The organism is Actinomadura keratinilytica, from assembly GCF_039539665.1.
Taxonomy (GTDB): Bacteria; Actinomycetota; Actinomycetes; order Streptosporangiales; family Streptosporangiaceae; genus Spirillospora; species Spirillospora keratinilytica.
In genome coordinates this window covers 14587-27269 of sequence record NZ_BAABDO010000008.1, presented here as the reverse complement: position 1 = coordinate 27269, position 12683 = coordinate 14587, and the positions used below count along the sequence as shown (strand labels likewise).

Annotated in this window: 11 protein-coding genes; 9 read left to right on the top strand and 2 right to left on the bottom strand. The window is 71.6% G+C overall.

Annotated features, from left to right (window positions below):
- Positions 1–87 precede the first annotated feature (87 nt).
- The 5 genes from ABD879_RS04510 (at position 88) to ABD879_RS04490 (ending at position 5347) form a co-directional block, all read left to right on the top strand.
- Positions 88–1899, top strand: coding sequence for an adenylate/guanylate cyclase domain-containing protein (locus tag ABD879_RS04510; protein WP_345017698.1), 1812 nt, complete (start codon positions 88–90; stop codon positions 1897–1899).
- 617 nt (positions 1900–2516) lie between these two features.
- A complete protein-coding gene (locus ABD879_RS04505) occupies positions 2517–3398 on the top strand; it encodes a glycerophosphodiester phosphodiesterase (RefSeq protein ID WP_345017697.1) in 882 nt (293 codons plus the stop codon).
- Between the two features lie 831 nt (positions 3399–4229).
- Positions 4230–4493 carry a hypothetical protein gene (locus ABD879_RS04500; RefSeq protein ID WP_345017695.1) on the top strand — a complete coding sequence of 88 codons (264 nt, stop codon included), beginning with the start codon at positions 4230–4232 and terminating at the stop codon, positions 4491–4493.
- Positions 4486–4773: an SH3-like domain-containing protein gene (locus ABD879_RS04495; RefSeq protein WP_345017693.1), complete on the top strand. Its 288-nt coding sequence runs from the start codon at positions 4486–4488 to the stop codon at positions 4771–4773. The genes ABD879_RS04500 and ABD879_RS04495 overlap by 8 nt, the downstream gene beginning before the upstream one ends.
- The gene (locus ABD879_RS04490) at positions 4760–5347 is read left to right on the top strand and encodes a nitrile hydratase subunit alpha (protein ID WP_345017691.1); all 588 of its coding nucleotides are present in this window, start codon (positions 4760–4762) and stop codon (positions 5345–5347) included. Before ABD879_RS04495 ends, ABD879_RS04490 begins: the two co-directional genes overlap by 14 nt.
- 96 nt (positions 5348–5443) lie before the next feature.
- Here ABD879_RS04490 and ABD879_RS04485 read toward each other — a convergent pair whose 3' ends face one another.
- Positions 5444–6682, bottom strand: coding sequence for a cyclic nucleotide-binding domain-containing protein (locus ABD879_RS04485; protein WP_345017689.1), 1239 nt, complete (start codon positions 6680–6682; stop codon positions 5444–5446).
- 942 nt (positions 6683–7624) lie between these two features.
- On the opposite strand from ABD879_RS04485, the gene ABD879_RS04480 reads away from it, so the two are divergent.
- From ABD879_RS04480 to ABD879_RS04465, 4 genes are all read left to right on the top strand, one after another.
- The gene (locus tag ABD879_RS04480) at positions 7625–8497 is read left to right on the top strand and encodes a helix-turn-helix domain-containing protein (RefSeq protein ID WP_345017687.1); all 873 of its coding nucleotides are present in this window, start codon (positions 7625–7627) and stop codon (positions 8495–8497) included.
- A gap of 266 nt (positions 8498–8763) precedes the next feature.
- Positions 8764–8976 (top strand): DUF397 domain-containing protein, encoded by a 213-nt coding sequence (locus tag ABD879_RS04475; RefSeq protein ID WP_345017686.1) that lies wholly within the window; start codon positions 8764–8766, stop codon positions 8974–8976.
- A 562-nt stretch (positions 8977–9538) separates the two neighbouring features.
- On the top strand, positions 9539–10312 hold the full coding sequence (locus ABD879_RS04470) for a cellulose binding domain-containing protein (RefSeq protein WP_345017684.1): 774 nt from the start codon (positions 9539–9541) through the stop codon (positions 10310–10312).
- Between the two features lie 233 nt (positions 10313–10545).
- The gene (locus ABD879_RS04465) at positions 10546–11508 is read left to right on the top strand and encodes a sigma-70 family RNA polymerase sigma factor (RefSeq protein ID WP_345017682.1); all 963 of its coding nucleotides are present in this window, start codon (positions 10546–10548) and stop codon (positions 11506–11508) included.
- A 277-nt stretch (positions 11509–11785) separates the two neighbouring features.
- On the opposite strand, the gene ABD879_RS04460 is transcribed toward ABD879_RS04465, so the two are convergent.
- Entirely contained in the window at positions 11786–12595 is an 810-nt protein-coding gene (locus ABD879_RS04460) for an alpha/beta fold hydrolase (RefSeq protein WP_345017680.1), read from the bottom strand.
- Positions 12596–12683: the final 88 nt, after the last annotated feature.

Below are 12683 nucleotides of genomic sequence, written 5' to 3'. Positions count from 1 at the left end.
GGGAGACCGGGGAGGGCAGAGGTGACCGGCAAGACGGTGGTGCGCGGGCTCGGAGCCCGCCTTGACCTCCCCGGTATCCCCCGGACCATGCTCGAGATGCGCGTCCGCTGGGTGCTGCTCGTCGTGGTGGGCCTGGCCAACCTGGGCGGCGCCGCGGTGGTCCTGCTGTTCGCCATCTTCGTGGTGCCCGATCCGCCGCTCGCCGACCCGGAGTACGCGCGCGTCGTCAACACCGTCGCGTTCTTCAGCTATCCGGTGGTGGCCGCGCCCGTGACGCTGCTCGTGGCGTGGCGGCTGTGGCGCCCGGTCGTCCGGCTCGTCCGCGACAAGGGCGTCCCCGACGCGGCGCAGCGGCGCGCCGTGCTGCTCGGGCCGCTGCGGCTGACCCTGCTGGTGGGGCTGATGTGGGGCGGCGGCGCCGCGGGCTGGTTCTTACTCGACCTGTTCCTGTTCACCGGCCGGCTGGCCGCCAAGGTGGGGCTGACCTGCCTGCTCGGCGCGTTGACGACCTGCACCATCGTCTACCTGCTGTCGGAGCGGCTGCTGCGGCCGGCGGCCGCGCTGGTGCTGGCCAGCGAGCCGCCGCGCGGCCTGCGGCTGCCGGGCGTCACCATGCGGGTCATGCTGGCCTGGGCGCTCGGCACCGCCGTTCCGATCCTCGGCCTGATCTGCGTGGCGGTCGCGGCGCTGGTCGCGCCGGGCATCGGCACCGCGCAGCTCGCCGTCACCGTGCTGGGCCTCGGCGGGGCCGCCCTGGTGATCGGGATGCAGGTCACCTACATCGCGACCCGCGCCGTCGCCGACCCCATCGCGTCGGTGCGGGAGGGCATGGCCCGCGTCGAACGCGGAGACCTCGGCGCGCGGGTCGAGGTGTACGACGCCAGCGAGGTCGGCCAGCTGCAGGCCGGGTTCAACCACATGGTCGCCGGCCTGCGCGAACACCAGCGGCTGCGCGACCTGTTCGGACGGCACGTCGGCGAGGAGGTCGCCGTGCTGGCGCTGGAGAGCGGCGACATCAGGCTGGGCGGGGAGACCCGCGAGGTCGCCGTGCTGTTCGTCGACCTGGCCGGTTCCACCCGCCTCGCCGACAGCCGCTCACCCGACCAGGTCGTGGCGCTGCTCAACGCGTTCTTCGGCGTGGTGGTGAACGTGGTCGGCCGCCATGGCGGCTGGATCAACAAGTTCGAGGGCGACGCCGCGTTGGCCATCTTCGGCGCGCCCACCTGTCTCCCGGACGCCGCGGGCGCCGCGCTGGGCGCCGCCCGGGAGCTGGCCGCCCGGCTGCGCGAGGAGGTCCCGCAGCTGGACGCGGGCGTCGGCGTGTCGGCGGGCCCGGTCGTCGCCGGCTACATCGGCGCCGAGCAGCGCTTCGAGTACACGGTGATCGGCGACCCGGTGAACGAGGCCGCCCGCCTCAGCGACCTCGCCAAGACCTTCCCCGGCCGGGTCCTGGCCTCCGGCGCCCTGCTGCGGGAGGCCCGCCCCGCCGAGGCCGAGGAGTGGGAGCTCGGCGCCTCGGTCATCCTGCGCGGCCGCAGCAAGCCGACCAGGCTCGCGATGCCGCACCCGCCCTTCGTGCCCGCCGCCCGGCGGCGCCTTCTGCCACGTCCCCGCGTCGTCCGCCGCCGTCGGCCTCCTGCGGACGACACGTCGCCGTGGCCCGGCGTCGTCCGGCAGCCGAAGCCGTCCCGCACGAAGATTGCCAACCTCAAGCCTTTCAGGCGCTCCGAAACCGCAGACGAAGCAGCCCGAGACGACCAGACCCGGCCCGCGGCCGCTCCCGCGCACCCCATGGCGGGCAGCCCCGCAACGCCCCCGCCCAGCGCCGACCCGACACCCTCGTCCGACGCCGGGGCGATGCCCTCGTTCGGCGCTGACGCCGCGGTGGACGGCGACTGAACCGGCCGACTGGCGGTCGCTGAGCAGGCGTGGGTTCGTCCATCGACGTCAGTGCGTACGGCGCGGTGCCGGCGGTGGGGCCTGGTGGGTTTGCCCGTCGCTGCCGGTCGCGCTGCTCGGGCTGGGGCTGTGCATGACGTCGAGGAGCGCAGCCTTGCCGGTTACGGTCGGCGGCTTGGTGTTCTGATCGACGCGGTGCGGCGCATGGTGGTGTCGGTGGCTGGTCAGGCGGCCGGTGTGCGCAGCAGGAGCAAGGTGGGGGAGGCCAGGTGTTGGCGACGCTGACACAACGGCATGGGCGGTTTGCGGCGGTGGACGGGGCCCGCGACGGCACGACGGGTTGCGAAACTTTCTGCTTATTGACGTTGTGCCGTCCGTCAGAGTGCATGCGGCCGATGGATTCTCCGGATCGACGGCTCCGGACGTGCGTCAAGGTCCTCATGCGTCGCCACTGGGAGTGCCGCGAGACGGCGGGCCAGCGGATTAAGGCGGGCCGATAGTGCGGGGGCGGCCTGTCTCGTCCACGCGGATTACACGAGCTGCTATCGGTCTGTTACTTGAGCGTCACCGGACGGCTCAAGGGTTGGACCGACATCGCCTACCTGCAAGGGGTGCCAATGTTCCGACGGCTCGGTCTCACCCTCGCCGCCGCCGCGGCCGCCACGCTGGTCACCGGCACCGCGGCGGACGCGGCCGCATCGACGTCGAAGCCCGGCAAGGTCGCGGTCGTCGCGCACCGCGGTGCCTCCGCGTATGCGCCGGAGAACACCATCGCCGCGTTCGAACTGGCCCGCAAGCAGCGCGCCGACATGTTCGAACTGGACGTGCAGCAGACCAAGGACCACAAGCTGGTCGTCATCCACGACACCACGCTGGCCCGGACCACCAACGTGGAGGAGGTCTTCCCCGACCGGGCGCCGTGGCGGGTCGCCGACTTCACCCTCGCGGAGATCCGCAAGCTGGACGCCGGGTCGTGGTTCAGCGCCGAGTACGCCGGCGAGCGGGTGCCGACGCTGGGCGAGTCCCTGCGCGCCATGCGGCACAGCGGTATCGGGCTGCTGCTGGAGGTGAAGTCACCGGAGCTGTACCCCGGTATCGAGAAGCGGATCGCCGACGAACTCAAGCGCAACCCGTCGTGGCTGCTGCCCGATCCGCGTAAGCGCCGGCTGGTCGTGCAGTCGTTCAACTGGGAGTCGATGGAGCGCTTCAGCGAGATCATGCCGCGGGTACCGATCGGCCTGCTCGGCACGCCCGCCGTCGACCGGCTCCCGGTCCTGGCCGGGTACGCCGACCAGATCAACCCGCAGTACACCGCCCTGACCTCGGCATACGTCAAGCGGGTGCATGCGCTGGGCATGGAGGTCTTCACCTGGACGGTGAACGACCCGGCCGCCATGCGCAACGTCGTCGGGCTCGGCGTGAACGGCGTCATCACCGACAAGCCGGACGTGCTGCGTCAGGTCCTGACCGGCGGTGCGCGGAAGCGGGCCGCCGCCTGATCTCCATGCCGATACGCGCCGCCGACCTCCCCAGCGGGGTCGGCGGCGCGACCATGTCCGCTCCCGCACGCCGGCGGTCTGCACCGGTGCACGGACACCGGCTCCGCGCACTGGGGCGCGTCTGTTGAACGCCCCGATGCCCCGCCCCTGTGCCGTCTGGTGTGAAGCCGCTGCGCGCCCACCTGGACTGTGCACCGGTCTGCGCATGGGCGGACGCTGGGGTGTGCAGATGGCTGCGTACCGGCTCCTAGACCGGCCCGAACACGGATCTATGCACCAGGCCGTACGACGGTGGCCCGCGCCCCAGCCCGGTGTCGGGTCGTGCACTGGGGGCGCTTGTTGCGCTGCTGTGCGGCGTCGGCCTCGGCGTTGGGCCGGGGTAGGACGTAGGGGCTGTAGGGGCGCACGATGGCTGGACACCGGCCGCATATGGGCCACGCGCTGGCTCTGCCCACGGGCTCGCGCGTCGAGACACCGATGGGGCGCGCACTGGGGGGTGCTGCGCGCTGCACTGGCCTTGGCATCGAGGTGAATGTTGGGCCTTGCGGCGGGACCTCATGGGGGTTCGCAAGGTGGTTTGCACATTGGGTCGTGTACCGGGCCGTGGATGGCCGCGTGTTGGTCTCGTGCACCGTCTGTGTGTGGGGGCGTGTGCGGGACGGGGCGTTAGGGCGGGGCGCCGTCGGCTTTGGGCGCGCAGTGGGGGGACGGTGGCTCGCATTGCGGTCTGCGCGCCGGGCCGTACGGTGGCTCGCGCCCCCGCCCGCTCAACGGACGTGCTGGGGGTGTCGGGGGCTGGGTTCGGATTTGGAGGCGGGGTAGCTTCAGGGCATGGGCAGGGTGCACGACATGGGCGGGCAAGAAGGGTTCGGGCCCGTGCCGGTCGTCGTGGGAGACGAGCCGCCGTTCCACGCCGACTGGGAGGCCCGCGTGTACGCGCTCAACATGACGCTGGTGAACAACGGGGCCTACCACCTGGACGAGTTCCGCGACGCCATCGAGAGGCTGCCGCCGGAGGTCTATCTGCGCAGCTCGTACTACGAGCGCTGGCTGCTGGCCATAGAGAACCTCCTGGAGGAGAAAGGGCTTGGCTGACGACACGGGCACGCCGGCGTACGGGCCCGGAGACCGGGTGCGGGTCCGCGCCGTCGACCCGCCGCACCACACCCGTGTGCCGCGTTACGTGCGGGGCCAGGTGGGCGAGGTCGTCGAGGCGCACGGCGCGTGGCCGCTGCCGGACGACCGTGTGCGCGGTATCGACCCGCCGCGCGTGGAGACCGTCTACAGCGTGCGTTTCGCCGCCCGCGACCTGTGGGGGACGGGCGGGCACACCGTCGCCGTCGACCTGTGGGAGTCCTACCTTGAGCCATGCTGACCTGCCGGTGGCCGCGCGCGTCCGCCGGCTGGAGGAGCGGGCGATCGCGGCCGGGCTCACCAGCGACCGGGAACTGGACGAAACCCTCAGCCGGTTCATGCGGGACGCGTCGCCCACGAACGGTGCCCGGCTGGTGGCGCGCGCCTGGACCGACCCCGCCTTCCGCGAACGCCTGCTGGAGGACGGCAACGCCGCGGCCGCGGAGGTGAGGCTCGGCGCGTCCGGTTCGGTGCCGATGAGTTACCGGCTGAAGGTCGTGGAGAACACCGCACGCGTCCACAACGTGATCGTGTGCACGTTGTGCTCGTGCTATCCGGTGTCGCTGCTGGGGCCGTCCCCGTCCTGGTACAAGAGCCACGCCTACCGGGCCCGGGTGGTGCGGGAGCCGCGCGAGGTGCTCGCCGAGTTCGGCCTGGTCCTGCCGGACGAGGTCGAGATCGCGGTGTGGGATTCCAGCTCGGAGGTCCGCTACATGGTGCTGCCGCGCCGTCCCGACGGCACCGAGGGGCTGGCGGAGGAAGCGCTGGCGGCCCTGGTCACTCGGGAAGGGCTCATCGGCACGGCCGCCGTGTGACATGCGGCCCGGGGCGGAGGGCCGGAGACGGGGGAAGGGCGCGGGGGCCGGGTGCGGGGTTGGACCCGGCGGCGCGCGTGAACGGTGAGGCGGCGGTCAGGCCGCGGGCGGGATGGTGGCGCTGGACAGGTGCATCCAGCCCGTCAGTTCCGCGTCCTTGACCTTGCAGGTGACGCGCTGGTAGCTGGCCGGGTTCACCGGGCCCGGCGCATGCGCGATGACGAACTCGTAGACGTAGGCCGAGGCGATGAAACCGACGTCGGCCTGGGTGCGGTCGAGCCATTCCCGCAGGACGGGCGCGTCCAGCAGCCGCGCCGTCTGGATGATCGCCAGGCCGGAGACGCCCTGGTCGTCCGGGACGACGGGGCCGACGTGCAGCGCGACCCGAAGCTGGAAGCGGGTGCCCCCGTCGGCGGTGCGGTTGTGGCGGCGCAGCCCGGCGGTGAGCCGCGTGAGCATCGGGTCGACGACCCGGCGGGTGGGGATCTCGGCGGGGACGATCACCAGGGCGCCGTCGCCGCGGTCCTCGCGGTGGCACGGATCCCAGGGCACCTCGGAGTACTCCAGTGCGTCGCGCAGCAGGTCGTACATGACGCGGCGCACGACGAGCCGGTCCTCGTCGGTGCGGTGCGTGCCGCTGAACCCCACGATGTCGGTGAACAGGATCGTGCAGTTCTGCCCGGCGCGGATGTCGGCGACCGGTGCGGCGACCGGCGCGGACGCGTCGGTGTCGCGGGGCGCCGCCGGAGCCGCCGCCGGCCACGGGGAGTCGCTCACGCGGGCGGACGGTGCGGTCTGCTCGGCGAGCCGGTCGTACATCTGCTCCTCGATGACGCGCAGGATGCGCGGGTGCTCGGCCAGGATGGCGGCGAACGCGCCGGTGGACACGCGCAGCGCCTGGACGGTGTCCAGGGCGACCACGGTGGCCGAACGCCGCCGCACCTGCATGGCGGCGCGCTCCCCGATCAGGTCGCCGGGGCCGCGGACGGCGATGATCCGCTCCCAGCCCTTGCGCCGGACGCAGATCTTCACCCAGCCGGACCGGATGATCAGCACGTGGCCGGCGGCGTCGCCTTCCCGCCACAGCACGTGGCCGACCGGCAGTTCCACCGGTTCGGCCTCCTTGGAGAACGCCTCGCGCTCGGCGTGGGTGAGGGCTCCCCAGAAGCCGCGGCCGGGGGCGGGCTGGTCGTAGGGAGTCGGCCGCAGGTCCATCGCCGGCGCGGTCGGCTGCACGCGTGCGGCGGGCCGGCGGTGCGTGGTGTCCAGCGAGCGCAGGGAGGGACGGGTGACCATCGCGTCCGGGTCGTGCCGGTGGGGGTGGTAGGTCATCATCGCGCCCTCCCGGGCCGGCCGCCGGCGCGATGTGCGGCGCGCGGACGGTCGGATGAGGGGGCGCTGGACGGGACGGGCGTACGGCGAGGGGTGCGTGGCGGCGTCGTCCGGGAGCTGCCCGGCCCGGTCGGGGCCGCGGGACGGCGGCGCACAGAAATGACGTCGGCTATTCGACGCGGATTCTGCTGTGTACGCATGGTCGAGAATCCCAAGTCTCGAAGGCGGCTTGCGCGAGTGCCCGGATTCGGTCGCGTGGCCTGGGAATACCGGGCGATGGCGCGGTGGGCGGTGCGCAAGTCGCGGTCACCTATAGCCTCTGCCGCTTGATCGCGGTTAGACTGGGTGAGTCCGCTGGAGGTGTTTTGCCTGGTCAAACAACCGAACTGCGGCGATGACGCAGGGCGGTCACGGCCCGGCGAACTCATCTGACGGTTCCGAAGGGTCGCCCTTCGCTTTCCTTCGATTCGCTTGGCTGGCTACCGGTGTGATCGATGGAGAGCGCAGGGCGGCCCTTGGCGTTTCCAGGTGAATGCTTGGAATGTCGATGCCTGCGGGACCTCCTTCGTATGGACGGCCCGGCGCGGGCGCCCCGGGCGTGGCGGGGCCGGTGCGGGACGGCCGAACAGGGGGCCGACCCTGAATCCTGACCCTGCGTCAAGATCGTTTCTTTACTCTAACATGTCGCGACGCTGTATGTCAGCGCGTATCCTGTTAATCTGCTACCTAGCACCGTACAACATGGTCTAGTGCCGCGCAGCAGTACGCAAGCTGAATTTCGCGTTACCGGCCACGTGACGGAGGGGTGTTGGGGTACAACGGAACGGCGGCGTCGGGGGCAGCTGTCGAGTTGCAGGTGACCGGCGCGCCAGGTGCCCGACTGCCAGGTGGCACATCGGCATGTGATATCGACCACACTGCGACTACCTAGAGTGAGCGTTTGCGATGGCTAGTGATCAGGGCCCGGTTGTGCAGAGCGCGCTGCTGCGTAGTGAGCTCGTCCGGCTCCGAAAAGAGAAGGGAATGACGCAGGAGCAGGTGGCACGGGCCCTGGAATGGTCCCCGTCCAAGGTCATCAGGATCGAGGGCGGAAAGAACGCCATCACCCGCACCGACCTGCAGGCTCTGCTGATGGTCTACGACGTCACGTCCGAGAGCCGGCAGGAGAGGCTGCAGGCCCTGGCCCGCGGCGCCCGCGAGCCCGCCTGGTGGAACGCCTACAAGAACGAGCTGGACGACACCTTCCTGAACTTCGTCGGCTACGCGGCCGGGGCGTCCTCCATCCGGAACTTCCACGGCACGGTGGTGCCCGGTCTGCTGCAGACCCGCGAATACGCCGAGGTGCTCGCCACCGGCATGGCCAGCCCCACGAGCCGCGCGCTCGCCGTCAAACTGCGGATGCAGCGCCAGGAGGAACTGGCCCGGCGGCAGAACCCGCCCCGGCAGTACTACATCGTCGACGAGGCCGTGATCCGCCGCCATGTCGGCATCGAGACCGACCCGATGATCATGCCGAACCAGCTGCGGCACATCGCCGACTCCGCCGAGCGCAGCGACCTGCTGACCGTCCGCGTCATCCCCTTCTCGCGCGGTGCCCACCTGGGCATCTACGGGCCGTTCACGCTCCTGGAGTTCGAGGGCGGCCTCGGCGACGTGCTCTATCTGGAGGGGCGGCCGGGCACCAGCGTGATGATCACCGGCGACGATTCGCGCATCGCCGAGTACCGCGACAACTTCGAGGTGCTGCTGGAGGACGCGCTGCCGGCGAATGACTCCATCGAGCTGATCCGGCAGGCCGCCGAGGACCTCATGAGCTGACCGCGGATGCCGTTCCGGCACCCCTGACCTCGACGAACACGGAGGTGACCGCCCTACCGACACCCCAAGGCCGAGCGGGCGTCATAGCGACATCACGTGATCTTGTGATCCCGGTGTAGGCGGGATAACTGAAACCGTTTACACTCGTGTCCGGGAAATTTTCCACAAGGTCGTGGTTTGTCATGCCCTGCTTGGGGCCGGTGGGTGCTCTTGTCCGGATGACTCGTGCGACAGGCCCGCCGGCGACTTTCACAGAGGGGTGCTGGATGGCCGACCGTCCGTCGTCGAGGAGCCGGCTTGCCTGGCGCAAGAGCGGCGCGAGCCAGGAGGGGGACGAGTGCGTCGAGGTGGCGGCGCACGAAGGTCGCGTGTACGTCAGGGATTCGCGTGACAGTTCCGGCGGCATGCTCGTCCTGGAAGCGGCGCAGTGGCGCGCCTTCCTCCGCAACATCAAAAGCGGCGCCGCCGAGCCGCGGTGAGCGGCTTGCCCCGGCCCGCCGCCCGGTCATGTCCGGAACGGCGCGACGCCCTTCCGGACGTGCTCTGGACCATGTCGGCATGACCATCGCACGATTAAGCGCTCACCGCCCCGACGGGGCCGTTTCACGACAGTTCGCCCTCGCATTTCAGCGTCTCGGACGCCCCTTGCCTACACGGCGATGACCTGCGGAGTCGTGCCAGGCGCGGCGGTAGCCCGACGTTCTCCGGGAGATGGGCGGCGGAGTCGCTGCGTGTGCGCGAGGCGTGGCGGAATGTGTTTTCCGTAACGGGTCCGCGGAATGTCGCGCCGCCCTTTCCGGGATGGCGCGGCATCGCGGCAGCGGCGGCGGCTCTACGCAACGTGTCTTTTTGTTCGCGGTGGGTTGAGTTTCGGTGCTGAGACGCGGGAAGCCGACGAGAACAAACGCGTTTCGGCCATTCCGTGACTGCTCCGTCCATTAGGATTCTCGCGGCATTGTGCGTGGGCGGGGCGCGGGGACGGTGCTCCCCGGGTGCGGGGCGGCGCTCGGTGGCCTTCTTGGTACGACCGGAAGGGACGCCATGGCAGAACGCAGGGCAGGATCGGCGGGGCGCCGCCGCCAGGGGGGAACGCGGCGGCGGCCCAAGGCGGGGGTGCTGGCGAGCGTGCGCGGCTACCGCCCGTCCGGAGTCGCGTGGGCGGCCGGCGGGGTGGGGCTGGTCACCTTCGTCGTCACGATCCTGGTGTTGCACATGCTCTTCGGCGGCGATGACGAACGCGTCCCGCAGGCCGCCGCGGAATGCCGGTCGTCCGCGTGCGCCGACGAGCCGCCGGCCGTCCCGCTGGCGAGCGAAGGGCCGGCGGGGCGCGATGACAGGAGCGAGCCGAGCCCGACGCGGTCGGCCTCCGCGTCGCCGTCGGCGTCCCCGTCGCGGTCTGCGGCCTCCGCCTCGTCCACCTCCGCCTCGCCCACCTCCGCCTCCCCCTCCGCCACGCCGAGGGCGACGCGGAGCCGGGCCGCCGCGCCGACCCCGTCCCAGCCGTCCCGGACGGACGGGCGCGTCACGATCAGGTACTCCACCGTCAACGACTGGCGGGGCACCTTCCACGGCGCCTACGTCGTGACCAACGGCAGCGGCTCCGACCTGCCGTCGTGGCGGCTGACGTTCAGCTATCCGCCCAGGAAGCTGACGGCGCTGTGGCCGTACGCGTGGTGGCGCCACGGAAGCACGATCATGGTGAGCGGCGGGGCGCTGCCCCGGGGCGGCAGCACGACGATCTACTTCCAGGGCAACGGCGAGCCGCTGGTCCCGTCCTCCTGCACCTTCAACGGAAGCGCCTGCACACCGGGGTGACCATTCCCCGTGTTTGGGGTGTGCCCTGCGGGTATTTAAAGCGCCTTCCGGAAATGCGGTCGAGCCGAGGGGGCGCCCATGGTTCGCATGAGGATGGAAGGCGACACGACCCAGTGCCGCGAGGCGAGGACGGCGGTCCCCTGCGCCGCCAACGTCACCGTCGGCGCCTCGACACGGCCCCGCTGCCGGTCGTCCTCGTCCGGACGCCATCGCGACGACCGAGGGTGAGCAGGGTGGCCCGCACTTACCAAGATCATCCGCGTTACGAGCCGTCGGGGCCCGACGAGGAGCGGGACCTGCTGGGCCAGTACCTGTCGCAGATCGGCGCGACGGAACTGCTGACCGCCGAGCAGGAGGTCGAGCTGTCCAAGCGGATCGAGGCCGGGCTGTACGCCCGCCACCTGCTCGACACGGGGCGCGCGCCGCGCACGGCCGACGCCACGCGCGCGGAGCTGGAGGCGCTCGCCCGGGACGGCCGGCTGGCCAAGGACCACATGATCAGGGCGAATCTGCGGCTCGTGGTGTCGGCCGCCAAGAAGTACGGCGGACGCGGGCTGCCGATGCTCGACGTGATCCAGGAGGGCAACCTCGGGCTGATCCACGCCGTCGAGAAGTTCGACTACGCCAAGGGATACAAGTTCTCCACCTACTCGATGTGGTGGATCCGGCAGGCCATCGGCCGCGGCCTGGCCGACAAGGCCCGCACCGTCCGCCTGCCCGCCCACGTCCTGGAGGAGCTGACCCGGCTGGCGCGCATCGAGCGCCACCTGGAGACGGCGGGCCGCGAACCGACCGCCGAAGCGGTGGCCGCGGCCGCCGGGCAGCCCGTCGACCGGGTCGTCGACCTGCGCCGGGCCGCGCGCGAGACCCTCAGCCTGGACACCATGGTCGGGGAGGACGGCGAGACCCGCGTCGGCGACCTGATCCCCGACGCGACCGCCGTGCCGGCGTCGGAGATCCTGGAGTTCGAGAACCTCGCGCAGGAGCTGCGCGCCCTGGTGGACGAGCTGCCGCCGCGCGAGGGCCTGATCCTGACTTTGCGGTACGGGCTGCGGGACGGCCGTCCGCACACCCTCCAGGACATCGCCGACCGGATCGGCCTCACCCGCGAGCGCGTCCGCCAGCTCGAGAAGGGGGCGCTGGCGCGCCTGCGCGACCCGTCCCGGTGCGATCCTCTGCTGGCCTGGGTGAGCTGACTCCCGCCGGCGCCGTCCGCCGGTGCCGCACCCCGGGAAAGGCCAAGCGGAGGATCGCCGAGAACCTCCCTGGGTAATGCGATCATCGCGTAGAGTAATCGGGCGGTCTCGTCGGGGTGTCGTGTACCCCGTCGTTCGGTAAGCGGACATCCGATCGGCGGATTGCTGTCCGGCGGGGCCGGCCCACCGCATCGCGTCCGGAAGGCCGGCGGTCTTTCCGTCGACCCCCAGGTCGTCGGCGCATGGCCGGTGCGGTGGGCATTCGCCCCCTGTTCGGCTATGCCGCGGCGTCGGCGCGCCGCCACAGGTCGCGCAGCGCGTCATTGACGAGCGTCGGCTGCTCGGTGTGCGGGTAGAACCCGGGGACGCGCAGCCGCTCGGCCCCGATCCGGTCGGCGATGAAGTCGGCGGCGGCCAGCAGCGGCTCGCCCGCGTACCGGCGATACGCCTCGGGAGCGCCCTCCCACGTCCCCGTGATGATCAGCGTGGGCCACGCGGCGTCCGCCAGCGGCTGGAGGGGCACGTCGGCGTCCCAGCAGGGCCGTTCGCGCATCGCCGCCCGGACGGTCCGGAGCCGCTCGGGGGTCGGCTCGGGCATGGGCAGGCCCAGCCCTTCGGTCGACATGCGCAGATACTCCTCCGGCGACAGGTCCGGGGGGAGCTCCGCGGTGGCCTGGCGGCTGCGCTGCAGCGCCTCCGCCACGACCGGGTGGTCGGCCGCCGGGCGCAGGGCCCCGGGCTGGATGAGCGTCAGCGAGCGCACCAGGTCCGGACGGCGCGCCGCGGCGAGCATCACGGCCACCCCGCCGTAGGAGTGCCCCACCAGGTGCGCGCCGCCGGGGATGCCCGTCAGCAGGCCGACGATGTCGTCGGCGTCCACCTCGTAGTCGGTGCGGTCGATGTCCGGGCTGGCGCCGTGCCCGCGCCGGTCGACCATCAGCAGCCGGTAGGCGTCCGCCAGCGGCCGCTGCGCGCCGAACCCGTACCGGTCGTCGGTGCCCCACGTCATCACACCGTGCGCGAAGATCGCCGCCGCACGTGCCGAACCGTCGCTGTCGTCCCAGACGGTCACGTGGATGTCCGTCATCACACCCCTCTCCGTTGAACGGTGGCTGATGTGATTAAAACAAACGTTCGATACGCGGCCTCGGCACCCCCGTCCGCCAAAGGGGCGG